Origin of the sequence: Mesorhizobium sophorae, assembly GCF_002270415.1 — a bacterium.
Lineage (GTDB): Bacteria > Pseudomonadota > Alphaproteobacteria > Rhizobiales > Rhizobiaceae > Mesorhizobium > Mesorhizobium sophorae.
Genome location: NZ_NNRI01000015.1, coordinates 66,631 through 85,562, shown reverse-complemented (window position 1 = coordinate 85,562; position 18,932 = coordinate 66,631). Strand labels below are relative to the sequence as shown.

General features: G+C 63.4%; 17 protein-coding genes. 13 read left to right on the top strand and 4 right to left on the bottom strand.

Going from position 1 to position 18,932, the window contains the following annotated elements:
* Positions 1–3: 3 nt before the first annotated feature.
* From CGZ66_RS23195 to CGZ66_RS23140, 12 genes are all read left to right on the top strand, one after another.
* Positions 4–840 carry a transporter substrate-binding domain-containing protein gene (locus CGZ66_RS23195; RefSeq protein ID WP_095088385.1) on the top strand — a complete coding sequence of 279 codons (837 nt, stop codon included), beginning with the start codon at positions 4–6 and terminating at the stop codon, positions 838–840.
* Between the two features lie 133 nt (positions 841–973).
* A complete protein-coding gene (locus CGZ66_RS23190; RefSeq protein ID WP_095088383.1) occupies positions 974–1,687 on the top strand; it encodes an ABC transporter permease in 714 nt (237 codons plus the stop codon).
* Positions 1,687–2,403, top strand: coding sequence for an ABC transporter permease (locus CGZ66_RS23185; RefSeq protein ID WP_095088381.1), 717 nt, complete (start codon positions 1,687–1,689; stop codon positions 2,401–2,403). The genes CGZ66_RS23190 and CGZ66_RS23185 overlap by 1 nt, the downstream gene beginning before the upstream one ends.
* Positions 2,400–3,170, top strand: a complete 771-nt coding sequence (locus CGZ66_RS23180) for an ABC transporter ATP-binding protein (RefSeq protein WP_095088379.1) — start codon at positions 2,400–2,402, stop codon at positions 3,168–3,170. Before CGZ66_RS23185 ends, CGZ66_RS23180 begins: the two co-directional genes overlap by 4 nt.
* Before the next feature lie 62 nt (positions 3,171–3,232).
* Positions 3,233–4,402 carry an NAD(P)/FAD-dependent oxidoreductase gene (locus CGZ66_RS23175; RefSeq protein ID WP_095088377.1) on the top strand — a complete coding sequence of 390 codons (1,170 nt, stop codon included), beginning with the start codon at positions 3,233–3,235 and terminating at the stop codon, positions 4,400–4,402.
* Positions 4,403–4,761: 359 nt separating this feature from the next.
* Entirely contained in the window at positions 4,762–6,780 is a 2,019-nt protein-coding gene (locus CGZ66_RS23170; RefSeq protein ID WP_245331182.1) for a CocE/NonD family hydrolase, read from the top strand.
* 19 nt (positions 6,781–6,799) lie between these two features.
* A complete protein-coding gene (locus tag CGZ66_RS23165) occupies positions 6,800–7,750 on the top strand; it encodes an ABC transporter permease (protein ID WP_095088375.1) in 951 nt (316 codons plus the stop codon).
* Entirely contained in the window at positions 7,734–8,621 is an 888-nt protein-coding gene (locus tag CGZ66_RS23160; protein WP_095088373.1) for an ABC transporter permease, read from the top strand. The genes CGZ66_RS23165 and CGZ66_RS23160 overlap by 17 nt, the downstream gene beginning before the upstream one ends.
* Positions 8,618–9,583 carry an ABC transporter ATP-binding protein gene (locus CGZ66_RS23155; RefSeq protein WP_095088371.1) on the top strand — a complete coding sequence of 322 codons (966 nt, stop codon included), beginning with the start codon at positions 8,618–8,620 and terminating at the stop codon, positions 9,581–9,583. The genes CGZ66_RS23160 and CGZ66_RS23155 overlap by 4 nt, the downstream gene beginning before the upstream one ends.
* The gene (locus CGZ66_RS23150; protein ID WP_095088369.1) at positions 9,580–10,614 is read left to right on the top strand and encodes an oligopeptide/dipeptide ABC transporter ATP-binding protein; all 1,035 of its coding nucleotides are present in this window, start codon (positions 9,580–9,582) and stop codon (positions 10,612–10,614) included. The genes CGZ66_RS23155 and CGZ66_RS23150 overlap by 4 nt, the downstream gene beginning before the upstream one ends.
* Positions 10,611–12,173: an ABC transporter substrate-binding protein gene (locus tag CGZ66_RS23145; RefSeq protein WP_095088368.1), complete on the top strand. Its 1,563-nt coding sequence runs from the start codon at positions 10,611–10,613 to the stop codon at positions 12,171–12,173. The genes CGZ66_RS23150 and CGZ66_RS23145 overlap by 4 nt, the downstream gene beginning before the upstream one ends.
* A gap of 43 nt (positions 12,174–12,216) precedes the next feature.
* Positions 12,217–12,897 carry a TetR/AcrR family transcriptional regulator gene (locus CGZ66_RS23140; protein WP_095088366.1) on the top strand — a complete coding sequence of 227 codons (681 nt, stop codon included), beginning with the start codon at positions 12,217–12,219 and terminating at the stop codon, positions 12,895–12,897.
* Here CGZ66_RS23140 and CGZ66_RS23135 read toward each other — a convergent pair.
* The 4 genes from CGZ66_RS23135 to CGZ66_RS39290 all read right to left on the bottom strand — a co-directional run bounded on the left by CGZ66_RS23135 (position 12,894) and on the right by CGZ66_RS39290 (position 17,734).
* Positions 12,894–14,432, bottom strand: a complete 1,539-nt coding sequence (locus CGZ66_RS23135; RefSeq protein ID WP_095088364.1) for a trimethylamine methyltransferase family protein — start codon at positions 14,430–14,432, stop codon at positions 12,894–12,896. The genes CGZ66_RS23140 and CGZ66_RS23135 overlap by 4 nt on opposite strands.
* 67 nt (positions 14,433–14,499) lie before the next feature.
* Positions 14,500–16,602, bottom strand: coding sequence for an oxidoreductase (locus CGZ66_RS23130; RefSeq protein ID WP_095088363.1), 2,103 nt, complete (start codon positions 16,600–16,602; stop codon positions 14,500–14,502).
* 302 nt (positions 16,603–16,904) lie between these two features.
* Positions 16,905–17,402 (bottom strand): DUF4331 family protein, encoded by a 498-nt coding sequence (locus CGZ66_RS40390; RefSeq protein WP_206073753.1) that lies wholly within the window; start codon positions 17,400–17,402, stop codon positions 16,905–16,907.
* Between the two features lie 62 nt (positions 17,403–17,464).
* Positions 17,465–17,734: a hypothetical protein gene (locus CGZ66_RS39290; RefSeq protein WP_143748822.1), complete on the bottom strand. Its 270-nt coding sequence runs from the start codon at positions 17,732–17,734 to the stop codon at positions 17,465–17,467.
* Between the two features lie 118 nt (positions 17,735–17,852).
* Here CGZ66_RS39290 and CGZ66_RS23115 point away from each other — a divergent pair, with 118 nt between their 5' ends.
* Positions 17,853–18,740 (top strand): transglutaminase family protein, encoded by an 888-nt coding sequence (locus tag CGZ66_RS23115; protein ID WP_095088361.1) that lies wholly within the window; start codon positions 17,853–17,855, stop codon positions 18,738–18,740.
* Positions 18,741–18,932: the final 192 nt, after the last annotated feature.

The window sequence follows — 18,932 nt, the reverse complement described above, 5'->3', positions numbered from 1 at the left end:
ACGATGATCAGAAACACCATTCTCGCCACAGCGCTATCGCTGGCTGGGCTTTGTGGCGAGGCGTTGGCCCAGGACACGACCCACATCCGCATCGCAACGGAAGGCGCCTATGCGCCCTGGAACTATACGCTCCCGGACGGCACGCTTGCCGGCTACGAGATCGATCTGGCCCAGGAATTGTGCAAGCGCATGAAGGCGCAATGCGAGATCGTCGCGCAGAATTGGGACGGCATGCTGCCGGCACTGAACGCCGGAAAATTCGATGCGATCATCGCGTCGATGGGCGTCACTCCGGAAAGGGCGGAGGTGGCCGCGTTTTCGGATCCGTACTCCACCGCGCCCAACGCTTTCCTGGCGCTGAAGGGCAGCGGTCTGGCCGAAGCCTTGCCCTGGCATGACAAATTCGACCTTCGCGACAAAGCCGCCGGCTCAAAGGAGATTGTCGGCAAGCTCGACGCCGCACTCAAGGGCAAGGTCCTCGGCATCCAGGGATCGACGACCGCTGGCAAGTTTGTCGACGCGTATCTGAAGGACGCGGTCACCGTCAGATCGTACAAGACGCAGGACGAGGCCAATCTCGATCTGGTGGCGGGTCGCATAGATCTCACAATGGCCAACATCACGGTTCTTGCCGAGACTCTGAAAAGGCCTGACATGGCTGTGGCGGAGCTGGTGGGACCGACCTTTGTCCTGGCCAGTGGAACAAGTGTGGCCTTGCGCAAAAGCGACACCGCATTGAAGGACAAGTTCAACGCCGCGATCCACGACGTCAACGCCGACGGCTTCAACAAGGCGCTGACGGAGAGATGGTTCGGCGTCGATATCTCCGTGAAGAATTGAACCGAACGAGCGCGGGCCGCTTTTCAGCAATTTACCGCCTCCTGTCGCTGAAGAGCGGCCCCGCGCCGGGTCGGCACGCTTGCACCTTCATTTCACAGACGTCCGCGTCAGCCCTGCGCGACGAGATTCCGCAATGACAGCTTCCGATTTCGTTCTGGGATTTGGCAAGGCCGGCTGGGGAGCGGCCCTGCTTCAGGCCACGCTGATGACGCTGGTCGTGGCCTTGACCGGCTACGCGTTCGGCCTCCTGGTTGGGAGCCTGGGCGCGTGGGCAAAGATCAAAGGCGGCCCTCTTCTGCGCTCGATCGCTGATGCCTACACCACCGTCCTTCGCGGAATACCGGACATTCTCGTCATCTATCTCTTCTACTTCGGTTCAAGTGCTGTTCTGACACCGCTGGCCCGACTGTTCGGCATTTCGGGCTTTGTCAGCCTGCCTGGTTTCATGGCCGGTGCGCTGGCAATCGGGCTGGTGTCGGGCGCCTATCAGACCGAAGTCATGCGCGGTGCCTATCGCGCGGTATCAGTCGGAGAAATCGAAGCGGCGATCGCAGCCAGCATGTCCGGGAGCACGATGTTCCGCCGCATCATCGCGCCGCTGGTGTTGCGGCACGCCCTGCCGGGTCTCGGCAATGTGTGGCAGCTCGTGCTCAAGGAATCTGCCCTGGTCTCGGTCACCGGGCTCGTGGAAATCCTGCGACAGGCGCAGATCGGAGCGGGATCGACCGGCCAGCCATTCACATTCTTCTTCGCCGCCGGCGTCCTGTATCTGGCCATTTCATCACTCTCGACATGGCTTCTGCGGCGGACCGAGGCGCGGCTCCGGCTCGGCATGGGGCGGGCCTGATGGACATTCCGTTCCTGTACGAGACACTGCTGAAGCTTCTGACAGGGGTGCCGCTAACATTGCAGCTCGCGTCATCCTCAGTGGGGCTGGGTGCCATTCTGGCCGTCATGCTCGCTTTGGCGCGGCTGTCCGGTTTGCGGCTGCTCATCTGGCCCGCGTCCTTCTACGTCTTTATCTTCCGCTCCACGCCGCTGCTGGTGCAAATTTTTCTCATCTATCATGGCCTTGGCCAGTTCCATGCGGTGCGAGCCAGTTTTCTGTGGCCTATTCTGCGCGAACCTTATTGGTGCGCGCTCATCGCCTTGACCTTGAACACCGCCGCCTATGCCTGCGAAATCGTTCGCGGTGCATTGCTCTCGGTCCCTCCAGGCCAGATCGAGGCCGCGCGCGCCTGCGGCATGTCACCCTTCACGCTTTACCGTCGCATCGTCTTCCCGCTTGCCCTGCGCCATGCTTTGCCGGGATACGGTAACGAGTTCATCCTGATGATCAAGTCGACGGCGCTGGCCTCCATCATCACCCTGATGGAGGTGACCGGTCTCGCTGCCGAGCTCATTTCCGAATCCTTCCGCGCCATCGAAATCCTCATCGTGGCGGCCGCGACCTACCTCTTCATCAACTTCACCATCACGCGCCTCGTTCTGTGGGCCGAATACACGCTCAGCGCCGATCTAAGGCCGCCGCCCGTGACACAGAGGCAAGGAGGATCTCTATGACCGACCCGACCAAGCCGGCCGTGCGCCTGACGGAACTGCGCAAAAGCTTCGGCGCATTCGAGGTGCTCAAGGGCATCTCGCTCGAGGCGATGGAAGGCGATGTCGTCTCCATCCTTGGCGCCTCCGGGTCCGGCAAGTCGACGATGCTGCGCTGCATCAACATGCTGGAGATGCCCGATAGCGGACAGATTGAAGTCGGCGTGGAGGCCATCCGGCTGACGAAGGCAGGCGGCACGGACAAGCGCCAGTTGCAGCGTTTGCGCGCGAGCATAGGGATGGTGTTTCAGAACTTTAATCTCTGGTCGCATATGACGATCCTCGAGAACCTGATTGAGGCCCCGATCCATGTTCAGAAGCGCCCTCGCGCCGATTGCGTTGCGGAAGCCGAGGCGTTGTTGGAAAAGGTCGGCATTGCCGAAAAGCGCAATCACTATCCGGCCCATCTCTCCGGCGGTCAGCAGCAGCGTGCGGCCATCGCCCGTGCGCTGGCCCAGCACCCGAAGGTCATGCTGTTCGACGAGCCGACCTCGGCGCTCGACCCCGAACTTGTCGGCGAAGTCCTGCGTGTCATGCGCGCGCTCGCCGAGGAAGGCAGGACGATGCTCGTCGTTACCCATGAAATGAGCTTCGCCAGGGACGTCTCCAGCAAGATCGTGTTCCTGCACAAGGGCGCGATTGAGGTGGAGGGCTCTCCTCAAGACATGTTTGCCGCCGGCGGATCTGACTGCTTCCGGCAATTCCTGTCGGGCGGCAATGGCTTGAACTGAGCTGGCTGCGCTTCCCGCACAAGCGAAGTCACAACAAAAAAATCTGAGAAGGAACTGACCCCATGACCAAACAGGCCGCCGCGTCTGAAATCGTAATCGTTGGAGGCGGTATCTATGGGGCGAGCCTGGCCTACGAACTGGCGCAGGCCGGCAAGACCGTTACGCTGCTGGAAACCGACGACATCGCGGCCGGTGCATCGGGTGGCTCCGGCGAACGGGGCGTGCGCGCAAACAGCCGCGACTTGCGCGAACTGCCGATCGCGACTGCAAGCTTTCCGCTTTGGGCGAAGTATCAGGCGCAATTCGAAGGCGGCGTTGGCTACCGCCGGATCGGTGGGCTGCATCTCTTCAACATCCCCCACGGCGCTCACGAGCATGAAGTGCGCGGCACTATGGAAGCCATGGCGATGGTGCAGAACGCGCTTGGCATTCCCTCCGAGCTTCTCAACCGCGAACAAACGCTCGAACGTGAGCCGGAATTGTCGGGCGATCTGATCGGCTCGGTCTATTGCCCGAATGACGGCGTGTGCGATCACAGCTTCGCCACGCGAGCATTCGCCTCACAGGCACGCAAGGCTGGGGCAAACCTGCGGACCGGCGCGCGCGTCACGGAAATCCTGCATAACAAAGGCAGAGCGACCGGCGTGAAGTTGACGAGTGGCCAAATCGTGCCCGTTGGCGAGAAACTCGTTCTCCTGGCCAACACCGGCGTGCTGCCATTGCTGAAACCGGTTCTCCAGCCGCAGGAAATCATGCCCGTCATCATGCAGATACCGCAGATGATGTTTGTCACCAATCCACGCGGCAAAAAGATCAATCATCTTCTGGGTCATGCCCACCGAAAGCTGTCGGTGAAGCAGGTCAAGGATGGAACGTTGATGCTCTCAGGCGGCCAAAGTGTCGCCTATACGCCTGAGGGGCATTGGAAGGGATCACTGAGCTCGACAGCCCTCGGCCTGACCGATGCCATCGCGACATTGCCGTTCATCGACGAGTGCTCGTTCCTGAAGGTCGACGCTTCCCGTGTCGAGAGTTGCGCCGTTGACGGCATCCCGATCGTGGACACATTAGCTGCCCTGTCCAACACCATCTATGGATTTGCCTGGACAGGTCATGGCTTCGCCATCGCCCTTGGCTTTACCAAGTACCTGACCGACTGGATCGTCGGCGGTGAAAAACCGCAGGCACTCGACGTGTTTTCAGCAAAACGATTCCGTCAGGCTTCCCACTAGGCCGACAGGGGAGTGGGGGTTCGGCAGTGGGTCCGCCGACTCACGCTCGCGGCTTTATTGCATCCAGACGGAACTCGCTGTCAGACCGTTTGGAGATGCCGGGCATGTGCTCACAGCGCGTGCCCGGTGACCAAGATGCCCTCCTCCCGAAATCGACGGTCTGCTTTCGGCCCGACGGATCATTCGAGAAATCGATAGTTGATCGGCTGTGGCATTCAACGCTGTTCTAGCGGTCCGCAACCATCACCGCGCCTTCAGTTGCGATCAGAGGCAACCGCGCTTCCAACGTCAAAGGAACCAAACAGGATTGCATCGCAGATACTCTTGTTGTACGAACGTTCAACAAGGCGAATTAGCGAATGCCTGCTGTGGTACGAACCGAGTTTCCCTTTGCCGTCGAAACCATCGATCCGCTCTGGATCGTGCTGGCTGACGGCACGCGCATCGCTGTCACTTTGTGGCGCCCGCGCACCCAAGGCAAGGTGCCTGTCGTCGTCGAAATGGTGCCTTATCGCCGGCGTGACGGCACTGTCGCCCGCGACACTGATATCCATCCCTGGCTCGCCGGCCATGGCATTGCCTGCGCCCGCATCGACATAAGGGGTTCCGGCGATTCCGATGGCGACCTCGCCGACGAATATCTGCCGCGCGAACAGGAAGACGCCTGCGAGATCATCGCCCATCTCGCCGCGCGAACCTGGTGCAACGGCAATGTCGGCATGACCGGCATCTCCTGGGGCGGCTTCAACGCGCTGCAGGTCGCTGCGCGCCGGCCGCCGGCGTTGAAGGCCATCATCACCAACTGCGCCACCGACGACCGCTATGCCGACGACATCCACTATATGGGCGGCGCGCTGCTGACCGAACAGGAGATGTGGTCGAACTTCATGCTGGTGAAGAAGGCGATGGCGCCCGACCCGCAGATCGTCGGCGACGCCTGGCGCGCCATGTGGCTGAGCCGTCTTGAGGCGACACGCTCGCTGTCGGAAATCTGGCTCGAGCACCAGCGCCGCAACGACTACTGGCGACAGGGTTCGGTCTGCGAGGATCATGCGGCCATCGAATGCGCTGTCATGGCGGTCTGCGGCTGGGAGGACAGCTACTCGAACTTCGTGCCGCGCCTGCTCGAGCATCTTCCAGGACCGAAGCTCGGCATCGTCGGGCCATGGTCGCATGCCTATCCCTGCCGTGGCGCGCCAGGACCGTTGATAGGCTATCTACAGGAGGCCCTGCGCTGGTGGCGCTATTGGCTCTGCGGCGAAGACACGGGCATCATGGATGAGCCGCTCTACCGCGTCTGGATCACCGGCGAGGAACGCCCGCAACCTTTTTACCTGCCCGATCATGCCGGCAGTTGGGCCGCCGAGGATCAGTGGCCGTCGCCACGCATCGAGCGCCGCGCACTGCATCTGAATGCCACCAGACTGAGCAGCGAGCCCGAGCCGGGGGCGACGCTTTCGGTCTGCTCGCCCGCGACTGCGGGTCGCGATTGCGGCCGCTGGGGCGGCTATGGCGGCTCGTGTCCTGATATGCCCATCGACCAGCGCCGCGAGGATGGTCTCGCACTCTGCTTCGACACCGCACCGTTCGACGATGACGTCACATTGCTCGGCGCGCCGGAACTCGATCTGCTCGTAAGCGTCGATCAGCCACACGTCAATTTCGCTGCCAGGCTCTGCGACGTCTATCCCGACGGCACCTCGGCGCTGATGACATACGGCGTGCTCAACCTCAGCCATCGGGACAGCCATGAGCATCCGACGCCGTGTCCGGTGGGAACACCGTTCCGCGTGCGGCTGAAGCTCAATGATTTTGCCCGCACCGTGCCCAAGGGCCACCGCATTCGGTTGGCGCTGGCCAACCAGCATTGGCCGATCCTGTGGCCGCAGCCGAAATTGTCGACGCTCTCTGTGGCGAGCGGCGACAGCACGGTGATGCTCCCGATACGCCCGCCATCGCCGCGCGACCGTGACGTCCGTTTCGAGCCCGCCGAGACCGCGCCGCCGGTGCCGACAACGACGTTGGATGACGGTTTCGACCGCCGCATTGTCACTGACGACGTCGGCTCGGCTGTGCAGACCATCGCGCTAAGTTCCGACCATGGACGCAGGCGTTATGACGATCGCGCCATCACAGTGTCGTCAGCCAACAGCGACACGATGAGCATCCGCGTCGACGATCCGCTGTCGGCCAAGCTCGTCACCGAATACCGCTGGGCGATTGCCAGCGACGATGCCGACACCGAAGCGACGGCGGTGACCGAACTGACGGCCGATGAAACGCATTTCAACCTGAGTTGGCGCCTCGAGGCGCGAGATCGAGGCAAGCTCGTCCACAACGCCTCGGCAACACGGCGCATCAGGCGCGATTTCGCCTGACAGGAGCGGAGAGGAGACCATGCTTGCATATGCAGTGAAGCGCATCGGTCTCGGCCTCCTGATCCTCGTGCTCGTCATGGTCGCCATGTATGCGGCCGTCTTCCTGGTGCCGGGCGATCCGGCAACCGTGGCACTTGGTCCGCGCGCCACGCCCGAACTGAAGCGGCTGCTGATCGAGCGCATGGGCCTCGACCAGCCGGTCTGGTGGCAGATCGTCGAATTCTTCCGCAACGCGCTGACCGGCAATCTTGGCTACGACGTCTGGTCGAACCGGCCGGTCTCCACTCTGGTCATGGAAGCGCTGCCGAACACGCTGATCCTCGGCCTGACCGCGCTCACCGTTGCCCTTGTCATCGGCGTCCCGCTCGGCTGCCTGTCGGTGATGCGGCGCGGCACGCTTGCCGACGCCGTCATCGGCGTGCTTTCGGTCGGCGTCATCGCCGTGCCGTCCTTCGTCGTCGCCATCTATTCGCTGCTGCTCTTTGCCGTCACGCTGCGCTGGTTGCCGGCCATCGGCGCCGGCGAGGCCGGCGATATTGCAAGCCAGGCCAAGGCTCTGATCATGCCGGCCGCGGCCATCGCGCTCGGCTGGATCGGCTACATCGCCCGCATGGTGCGTGCCTCGATGATGGGGGTGATGGGCGAACCGCACATCCGTACCGCGCGCTCCTTCGGCCTGCCGGAGTGGAAGATCGTCTCCAAATACGCACTGCGCATCGCCATCATCCCGACCATCTCTTTGGTCGCCGTCGGCCTCGGTAGCATCCTCTCCAGCGCCGTCTTCGTCGAGGCGGTGTTTGCCCGCCCCGGCATCGGCAAGCTGATCACCGACGCCGTCAACACCCGCAATTATCCGGTCGTCATGGGCACCGTGCTGATCATGACCGCAATCTACGTCTCCATCACCATCGCCGCCGACCTGTTGATCGCGCGGCTCGACCCTAGGGTGCGCGATGTCTTCCGTGGCTGACGCCTCGCTATCCCTTCCGGACCGACAACGGTTTGCGCTGCTGCGCGCGCTGCTTGCCGATCCGTTCACCTGCATCGCGCTGATCCTGGTGACCGGGTTCCTCATCACCGCCGTCTTCGCGCCGTGGCTGGCGCCCTATTCGCCGGTCAAGATCGATGTGCTGCACAAGCTGCAGCCGCCATCGGCCGGACACTGGTTCGGCACCGACCATCTCGGCCGCGATCTGCTGTCGCGCGTCATCTATGGCGCGCGCACGGCACTGACCATCGCCATGGTGTCGGTAGCGATCGCCGGCGCGATCGGGCTGTTGCTCGGGCTGATCGCCGGCTACGGGCCGCACTGGCTCGACGCCATTCTGGTGCTGACCTTCGACAGTCTGAACTCGCTGCCGATGATCATGTTCGCGCTCGCCATTATCACCGTGCTCGGTGCCGGCACCGGCACGCTGATCATCGTCATCGCCGCGACCTCGTTCCCGAGCTATGCCAGGCTGATCAGGGCGCAGACGCTGGCGCTGAAGAACAGCGATTACATCCTCGCCGAGCGCCTGCTCGATGCAAGCCCGGCGCGCATCATCTTTGTCCACCTACTGCCCAATGTCGTCGGCCCGCTGATCATCCTTCTATCGATGGACATTCCGGTCGTCATCATGGTCGAGGCGGGCCTGAGCTTCCTCGGTCTCGGCGTGCGGCCGCCGACGCCGTCCTGGGGCTCGATCCTCTATGACGGTTACACCAGCATCCGCTCGGCCCCGTTCATGGTCATCTTCGGCGGGTTGCCGCTAGTTTTGGCGACACTCGGCTTCACCTTCCTTGGCGAAGGCCTGCGCGATTATCTCGATCCGCGCCTGCAGCTACGGAGGCCGGCATGAGCGGCTCGCTCGCCGCCAGCGATCTCAGCGTCCGCTACGAGACGCCGCATGGCAGCGTGCACGCGCTGCGCCATGTCGACATCGAGGCGCATCCCGGAGAGGTGATCGGCATCGTCGGCGAGAGCGGCTGCGGCAAGTCCACCCTGGTCACCGCTTTGGCCAATCTGCTGCCGGCCAACGCCCGCGTGGACGGATCGATCCGCTACAACGGCATCGACCTGGCAAAGCTCGACGCGCGCCGCCAGCGCCTGTTGCGCGGCGACGAGATCGCGCTGGTCAGCCAGGATCCGATGACCGCCTTCAACCCGGTGCTGACCATCGGCGACCAGCTCGTCGACTTCCAGCATCATCGCAAGGATCTCGGCCGTGCGCAGAAGCGCGCCCGCATCGCCGCCATGCTTGGCCGCGTCGGCATCGCCGACGCCGAGCTGCGGATGGACTGCTATCCGCACGAACTCTCCGGCGGCATGCGCCAGCGCGTGGCGATTGCCGCAGCCCTGCTGACCGATCCCGGCCTGCTCATCGCCGACGAGCCGACGACGGCGCTCGATGTCACCATGGAGGCGCAGATCATCCATCTGCTGCGCGCACTCCGGAGCGAATACAACGGCATCATCATCGTCGTCTCGCACAATCTCGGCGTCATCGCCGAACTCTGCGACCGTGTCTATGTCATGTATGCCGGCGAGGTGGTTGAGGGCGGCGAGGTCGACGCGATCTTCCACGATGCAAGGCATCCCTACACGCAAGCATTGCTTGCCTGCGATCCGGCCCGCTTCCACGAAAGGCTGGACAGGCTGCCGACCATTCCGGGTTCATTGCCCAACCTGACCCAGCCGCCATCGGGATGCGTCTACGCCCCGCGCTGCGCCTGCGCCTTCGCGCCCTGCGGTTCTGTCGCGCCACCACTGGTGAAACTGTCCGCCTCGCATAGGGCGCGCTGCCATGCGGTGACGCCATGAGCCCGCTGCTCACCATCGACGACCTGTCGGTGACCTTCGCCCGCGCAGGCTTGCTCAGCCGCCTGGTCAACCCGTTCCCGCTGCCGAGCTTCAACGTCATCGACGGCGTGACGCTGTCGCTGATGCCGGGCGAGACGCTCGGGCTGGTCGGTGAGTCCGGTTCCGGCAAGACCACGCTTGCCCGCACCATTCTTGGCCTTGTGCGCGCGGCGGCCGGCCGCATCGTCTTCGAGGGCAGGGACGTGCGGACGCCGGCCGATTTCCGCGCCATGCGCCGGCGCTCGGCGATGATGTTCCAGGACCCGGTCGCCTCGCTCAGCCCGCGCCTGCGCATCGGCACGCTGCTCACCGAGCCGCAGATCATCCAGGGCCTGCCGATGCCGGACCGCCGCGCCGTGGCAAAAGCGCTGCTGGCACTGGTCGGGCTGCCGGCCTCCTTCGTCGACCGCTTCCCGCACGAGCTGTCAGGCGGGCAGGCGCGCCGCGTTGGCGTTGCCCGCGCGCTGGCGATGAAGCCGCATCTGCTGCTCGCCGACGAGCCGACCGCCGGCCTCGACGTGTCGGTGCAGGGCGACGTGCTCAACCTGATCGGCGATTTGAAGCGCGAACTCGGTTTCGCCGCGATGATCGTCACCCACAATCTGGCAATGATCCGCCATGTCAGCGATCGGCTCGCCATCATGTATCTCGGCCGGTTGGTCGAGGCCGGACCGACGCAGGACGTGTTTTGCGCGCCGATGCATCCCTACACCGCGACGCTGATCCAGTCAGAGCCGATACCCGACCCACGCCGGCGCAGCCAGAACCCGGCCGTCACGGGCGAGATCCCAAGTGTGTTCCGCCGGCCTTCGGGCTGCGAGTTCCACACACGCTGCCCGATCGCGCGCGATCGCTGCAAGACCGAGGCACCGACCTATCGGCCGATGGGCACTGATCGGATGGTGCGCTGCCATTTCCCGCTGCAGACAGGCGGGCAAGAACGGGAAGCCTTCTCACGCGCTTCCGCAAACCAAAAGGGGAAACTGACATGACGCATTGGAACATGGACAGACGTTCATTCCTGAAAGCGGCCGGCGCTCTGGGTGCCGGCCTGGCGATGAAGCCGGGTTTCGCCTGGTCGGCCGTCGGCGACACGCTGCGCATCCGCATGGAGGGCGACCTGCAGACGCTCGATCCCGCCTTTATGATCGGCGGCATCGAAGATGTGATGATGCGCGGCATCTATGTTTCGCTGAACCGGCTTGGTGATCTCAGGGAAGGTTCGCCATGGTCGCTCTGGGGTGCGGAGAAGCTTGAGCTGAAGGATCCGAAAACCATTGCCTTCACGCTGATCGACGGACTGAAATGGTCGAACGGTTTTGGCCCTGTCACCGCTGAAGACGTGAAATTCTCGTATGAGCGTATTGCCGATCCGAAGCTGTCGTCGCCCTGGGCCTACCAGTTCGAAAAGCTTGACCGCGTCGAGGTCGTCGATGCCAGATCCGGCACCATCCATCTCAAGGACCCGTACCAGCCGATCTTCGTCACCAGTCTGCCCTACTACGGCGGCCACATCATCAGCCGCGCCGGCACCGAAAAGGCAGGCGGCAAGTTCACCACCGAGCCGCCGGCGACCTGCGGCCCATACCTCTTCTCGGATTGGCAGCAGAAGCAGAAGGTAACGCTGACCGCCAACCCCGATTGGCCGGGGCCAAAGCCGGATTTCGCCAAGGTCGAAATCTATATCGTCGCTGACGATCAGGCAGCCCAGCTGGCCTATGAGGCTGATGCCTTCGATTACACCAAGATCGCCATTTCGGCGACCAAGGCGGTCAAGGCAAGCCCGCCCGCCAACACCAAGGTGATCGAAGCCCAGTCGACCCGCTACGTCTGGCTAACCGTCAACATGCTGAGCCCGCGCCTCAAGGACCCGAAGGTCCGCCAGGCCGTGCAATATGGCGTCGATGTCGGGCAGATCCTGACCGGCGTCTATGACGATCTCACCAAGCGTTCCACCGGCGTCGTGCAGCCCGGCACCAAATTCGCCCGGGCGAGCAATCTGATCGCCGCACCGGACTACGGGAAGTCCGCCGCGCTGCTCACGGAAGCCGGCGTCAGCGACCTGTCGCTGACCTTGACGGTGATGAACGATTCCATCCGTACCGCAACCGCGCAGATCATCCAGGCCAGCCTTGAACAGGCGGGCATCAAGGTCGAGATCCAGCCCTATGACGAAGCGGCGTTCTGGGGCGTCGGCGACAAGACGCAAGGCGAGGGCTACAAGAACATCGATCTGGCGCTGATGGATTTCGCCGGCGGCGTCGACCCTTCCGAAAACCTGGTCTGGTTCCGCCCCGACCAGATCGGCGTCTACAACTGGTCCGGCTTCGACAGCCCCGAGTTCGAAACCAGCTATCAGCAGTTGGTGGCGGAAAGCGACGAGCCCAAGCGCATCGCGCTGTCGAACCGCATGGAGGATCTGATGGAGCAGTCCGGCGGCTTCGTCTTCATCTGCCACCAGCCGCTGGTTGCCATCCATAAGACGGCATTCGAGCCAGTCATCTATCCCGATGGTCATCCCAATCCGGTACTGTTCAAGAAGAAGGCATAACGCTTTCATGGACAGGATGGGCGCAATCGATTAGCTGAGGTCTATGAGCGAAGCCCAACCAGAAGGTGCAAAAAAGAAGCGCGGCGCAAAGAAATCGCCGCCGCGCTTCAGCCGCGAACAGGCCGATGTGCGCCGCTCGATGCTGATCGAGGCGGCGACGCGATGCCTGTCGGTTGGCGGCATCGGCGCCTTCACCATCGATCGCATCTGCAAGGAGGCCGGCGTCTCGCGCGGGCTGATCAACCATCACTTCGAAGGCCTCGATGGCCTGCTGGTCGAGGTCTACAAATCCTCGCTCTACGCCAGCGTCAACAACCAGATCGCTGAAGCCAAGCGCCGCCGCGCCGAGACGTCCGACTGGTCGCCCGAGGCAGCGCTCGCGGCCCTTGTGCACTCCAATTTTTCGCCCGATTACTTCAGCCGTGACAATCTTCTGATCTGGCTGTCGCTGTGGGGCGAGATCGCCGTCAACCCCCGGCTCAAGGCGGCGCACCGCGAACTCTATGACGCCTATCGGGCGGAACTCGCCGAGGACATCGCCGCTGTCGCCGTGCCGCGCGGCAGGCAAGTCGACGCCCCGGCGCTGGCGCGCAATTTCATCGCCCTGGTCGACGGGCTCTGGCTCGAATGGTGCCTCGACGAAAGCGTGGTGACGCCACAGGCCGCCGAAGCCGCCGGCTTCGAGATGCTCGAGGCGCAGGTCGGGCCGTTGCGGGATTCCTAATTGAGCGGCGAGCCGCCCTCGCGCTTGCGGCGTTCCATATAGTCGCGCAACGCCTCGTCGATGCCGGGATCGATCGGCGGCTGCTCGTATTCGGCGACCATTCGCTTCCAGACGACATTGGCGCGTTCGCGTGCCGTGACCTGGCCGCGCTCCATCCAGGTGTCGTAATTGTCCCAGTTGGAGACCAGCGGCGAATAGAAGGCGCGCTCGTAGCGCTGCATCGTGTGCGCGGCGCCGAAGAAGTGCCCGGCCGGACCGACCTCGCGCACTGCTTCCAGGGCCAGCGTGTCGATGTCGACCACCGGTGGATCGAAATAGGCGCACATCATCTGCAGCATCTCGGCATCGATGACCAACTTCTCGAACGATGCGGTCAGCCCGCCGCCGAGCCAGCCAGCGGCATGCAGCACCAGGTTTGCGCCGCCCATCAGGCAACCCCACAGCGACATGGCGCTCTCATAGGCCGCCTGCGCATCGACTGAATTGGCGGCGGTGACATTGCTAGAGCGGAACGGCACGCCGATCAGCCGGCACAGCTGCCCGGTGATCTGCGCGGCCTGCGTATATTCTGGCGTGCCGAAAGCCGGCGCGCCGGTCTTCATGTCGACATTGGACGTGAAGCCGCCATACATCACCGGCACGCCGGGGCGCACGATCTGGGTCAGCACGATGCCGGCCAGCGCCTCGGCGTGCTGCTGCGACAGCGCGCCGGCGAGCGTCACCGGGCTCATCGCGCCGGCGAGCGTGAACGGCGTGATGACATTGACCTGGCCATGCTCGGCCAGCGCGATCAGCCCTTCGGCCATCGGCTCGTCGAGCTGCAGCGGCGAGTTGGTGTTGATGATGCCGGTGAACACCGGCATCTCCTGCGCCAGGTTTTCGCGTTTCGTGCCGAGTGAGATCGCCACCATTTCCAGCGCGTCGATGGCGCGGCCGCGGCCAAGTGCCTGCGGCTGCCAGTTCTTGTCGAGCAAAGTGATCTCGGCATAGTAGAGGTCGAGATGGCGGGTGTTCTGATGCAGGTCGAGCGGCTCGAACGGCCCGCCACCCTCCTGGTGCAGCACGTTGAACGACTGGATGAGTTTGAGGTAGTCGCACATCTCGGCATAGGTGCCGGGCCGGCGGCCGCGATCATTGTCCATGACATAGGCCGGCCCGCCGACCGACGATAGGATGCAATGCTTCCCGCCGACCTTGACGTTCTTCGCCGGATTGCGGGCCTGCAGTTCGAATGATGACGGCGTCATGGCGACGCGCTCCATGACCATGGCACGGTCGAAGCGTACCCGCATCTCGCCTTCGTCGACGTCACAGCCGGCGGCGCGATAGAACTGGCGTGCCTGCGGCTGCAGCACCCGCATGCCGATCTCCTCGAGGATGGTCAGGCCCATTTCGTGAATCGTCTGCACCTGGTCGGCCGAAAGGATCTCGATCGGCGCATAGGGCCGCGTCAGCTGCTTCCACGGCCGCTGTTCGATGCCGCCGATCTCGCGCTGCGGGCGGCCGGGTCTGCGACGTGCAGTGATGCGCTCCATGGCCTAGAACTCCCTGTTTGACGCAATTCCCTAGGGAAACCGCTTTCACACTTTTCCTGGAATTGCTCTATTCGGCTGCCGTCCGCATGTCGAAATCCGCCACTTGATCGACGATCGGCGTGTCGCGGCGGTAGGGCTGCCAGCGGATTTTTGCGCCGATCTCCTGGGCGAGCTTGTGGCCGCTGTGCACCGCATGGGCGATGGCCCCCGGAGCCAGCGCGTCGCCGATACGATCGACATTGCGGATGCCGGCGCCGGCAAGCTCGTCGGCCCGCTGTGTCAGCGCCTCGAACAGCTCGCCGCGCGGCAGCCTGAGCCCGACGATCAGCACCGAGCGGCAGGCCACGCGGACCTCCTCGCCGGTAAACAGATGCGCCAGCGTCGCGGTCTCGCCGTCGAAGGATTTCAAGAGATGCAGCGTCGTCACCGGTGCCTTGCGCCGTGCCAGCGCACGATGCACCAGCGGCAGCTCGTTGGTCATGATCGTCCAGGCGGACGCCTGGCCGGCCGGGGTCACGTAGCTGACCGGAATGCCTTGTGCCGCCAGATGCTCGGTGAGGACGCCGCCCATTGTGTAATTGTCGAAATCGAAGACCAGGGTCGGTCCTTGCGGGAGCCGGCCGCCGGCGATGTCGTCCGGTGTCAGCACATCGGGATGGTCTAGCCGGCCGACCGGGATCTCCAGCGAGGAATAGAGCATGTCGGTCCAGCGCGCGCCGGTCGCCAGCACCACGCGGTCCGGCGCTAGGTCGATGATCTCGTCGGCGCCCAAGACGCTCTCCGGATAGAGAGAGACATTGCTCATCTCGTTGAGGCGCCCGAGGCGGTAGTCGACGACGCGGTTCCAGGCCGACAGGCCGGGCAGCGTCTTCTCGAAGGTCAGCCGCCCGCCGAAGCTCCGGCTGCTGTCGGCAAGCATCACCTCATGGCCGCGGCGGCCGAGCGTCAGCGCGCATTCGAGCCCCGCCGGCCCGCCGCCGACAATCAAAATCCGCTCCGGGCTACCGGCGCGTTCGACACGCTCGGGGTGCCAGCCGCGCCGCCATTCCTCGCCGGCGGTCGGGTTCTGGGTGCAGCGCACCGGCACGCCGTCATGCCAGCTCGAAATGCAGATGTTGCAGCCGATGCATTCGCGGATTTCCGCCTCGCGGCCCTCGCGGATTTTGTTCGGCAGGAAAGGGTCGGCGATCGAAGGCCGCGCGCCGCCGATGAAGTCCAGCACGCCGCGCCGGATCTGCGAGACCATGGTGTCGGGCGAGGTGAAACGGCCGACACCAACCACCGGCTTCCTGGTCAGCGACTTGACGAAGTCGATCACCGGCTCATGGCTGCCTTCGCCGGTGAAGCGCGACGCCGAACAGTCTGTCGGGCTGGAATCCATCTTGACGTCGAACAGGTCCGGCAGGTCGGCCAGCAATTCGACCAGCTCGTGCGCCTCGGAGGGCTGGTTGCGGCCGGGCCGGCCGCGCAGTTCCTCGAGGCTTACCCGCAAGGCGACGCCGCAATCCTTGCCGACGGCCTCCTTGGTGACCTCGATCATCTCGCGCACGAAGCGCACCCGGTTCTCGATCGGCCCGCCATAACAGTCGGTGCGATGATTGTATTCCGGCAGCAGGAACTCGTAGCCGAGATAGCCCATACCGGCATAGACATAGACGATGTCGAAGCCGGCCGTGCGCGCCTTGCGCGCCGCCTCGGCCTGGCACCTCAAGACCTCGCGCATGTCGGCCTTGTCCATCGTCTTCGGCCGCAAATTGCCCATGAAGCCGACATGGGTGGCCATCCAGGGAATTCCCGACGGCGACAGCGGCGGCAGGCGGCTTGTCCGGTTCATCACCGATGCGCCGCCGTGCCACAGCTCCACGCCAGCAAGCGCGCCATGGCGATGAACCGCCTCCGTCATCAGCGCATGCGCGTGGATGTCGTTGTCGTCCCACATTGTGGCGAAAGGCAGCGGCGAGTCGTCCGAGCTCGGGTCGATCGAACAGGCCCCGGTGCAGATCACGCCCCATCCGCCCTCGGCCTTGGCCTCGCGAAAGGCCGCGCGCACCCGTGGCAGCGCGTTGGTCATGCCGCTAGCATGCGGCACTTGATAGAAGCGGTTCGGCGCGGTGACTGGCCCGATCCGCATCGGCTCGAACAGGATTTCGTAGCGAGGATTACAGGTCATTGGGGCTTTGCGAATGTGCTTGTTGAACGATCGTACAATAAGCATATTCGTACGATAGACAGAACGCAATGGCCGGCGTGACCTCCTTGTCGAGGACGGCTGCAAACCGTAGATGAGAAGTGCGAAGGCCGAGCGGATCGAAAAGCGTTCCACTAGGCCCAAGGGTCGACGGTTTCGACGTCACGGATTCCTTACCGATACCCAGACGGACGGGTGTGTTGGCCGCGATGCTGAACATCACATCGGGAGCATTGTCGGTAAAGTGAACGCCCGTTCCATCCGCCAAACCCGAATGTCGCCTGCTAGCCGACTTCGTAAGACAGGATGTTCGGGAAGAAGCGACGGGCGACCATTGTGCTATAGCCCTTCGGATCCTCTGAGGTTCCACTGGTCGCAACGACCTCTGCGACGGCGCTGGTGGTTCGCTCCCCATGGGTGGCGAAGTCGTCGGCGGGGCCGGCGTTGAGCCTGTTGCCATGGTCCTCGTCGAACTGTGTGAACAGGGGATGGATCATCGGCAATCCGACACGATTGATCGAGCGCCAACCGCCCGCGTCGGGGGCGAGTGTCGCAACGGCCCACACACCGATGCGGTTGCCGGCCGAGCCCTTTAGCAGTTCGTCGTCCGGCACTTCGAGAACGATCGAATAAATCGTGTGCTCAGCGAAGAGATTCCGAGCATTTGCAGAGTTCCATCCTTGCAGATTGATGACCGTGCCATCCTGGAACGCATGCCCCACCGCGTGTAGCACATCAGGCCCGATCCAAAACGGGTCGCTGGCGGTATGAAGAGCAAGCATTGCTGGCCATCTGTTCTTATTCTACGACCAGCCGAGGCGATCGCCGGGCCAAGGCCGACTACCTATTGACCGTTGAGGCACGGGGCGAACTCGACCTGGAAGAGCACATGCAGGCCATCCTGCACTCCATCATGCAGGGCTGATCGGCGCCGGTCGACGCTGAAGCGAACTTCCGCTTCTGGCCCCCAAACCGGATCTGCTTCTGCCGCGACGTGAACGGCAGCTGTGCGCCTCATCTCGGTCATTGAGGGCGCGCATGCCGTTTCCTGAAAGCCGACGTTCCGAGCGGCCAGGCAGACGGTCGCGGTTGCGCCAGAGAACGAACCGGACATCGGGCCCTTATCCTTTGCGGTGTAGTTGCTTCCGATCGGTCGCCTTGGCTGTGCCGCGAAATACCTCTACGCAGAAATCAGAACCGAATAGACCATTCGGAAGCTGGACGGACGCGAAATGGCGCGAATCAAGATTGTCCATACGACCGAGTACACCTACCGCAATCCGGTCGGCCTTTTGCGTCACCGGCTGATGGTGCGGCCCGACGACAGTCACGACTTGAGACTGCATCACGCCGATCTCAAGATGGAGCCGGAGCCAGCCTCCATCTACTGGAAGCACGACACATTCGACAATTCCATCTGTTTCGTCGAATGGCCCGAAACGCTCAGGACCAAGCGCCTAAGCATCATCTCGACGCTGGATCTGACGCATCATCCCGAAGGCCCGCTACTCCCGCAGTACAGCCTTGAGACCGCGGCTGAAAAGTTCCCGCTCTCTTACAACCAAAGCGAAATTGCTGATCTTGGGCGTCTGACCGGGCTGCAAATGCCGGACACGGACCGCAAGGTTGAGGCCTGGGCGCGTCGCACGGTCGCCGAGGCCGGCAGCACGAACACGTTGAAGGTATTGGAGGCGATGACTCGCGCCATCCAGCAGCAGTTCCGCTACGGCGCCCGCCACGAGGAAGGCACGCAGACAGCCGTGCAGACAATCGAGCTCGGCACCGGTACCTGCCGCGACTTCGCTGTCCTGATGATGGAAGCGCTGCGAAGCTTCGGCTTGGCCACCCGCTTCGTCACCGGGTACCTCTACGATGACACCTCCGGCACGACCCGCGGAGGCGGTGGTACGCACGCCTGGTGCGGTGTCTATCTTCCGGGCGCCGGCTGGGTCGAGTACGACCCGACCAACGGGCTGGTCGCAGGCGCCAACCTGATCCGCGTGGGGGTGACCCGCGAAGCTTCGCAGGCCCTTCCAATCTCGGGAGGCTTTGTCGGCAACGCGGGAGATCCGACTGGCCTGCATGTTGACGTATCAGTCTCCGCAGTTCCGATACGGTAAGGCATCTGTGATTGTAGGTAGTCTTCTCTTGGTGCGGTGTATACGCAGCGTAGCTCGGTGTCATATTTGACTTCAGCCAAAACAGATGAGGGAAGACTGGCCAGGCGAAGGGCCCGAAAGATCACAATTCTCATGATCGCAGGTCCCTGCAAGGGCGGGGCTGGGCACCTTCGCGCCACCGTTGGATGCGGC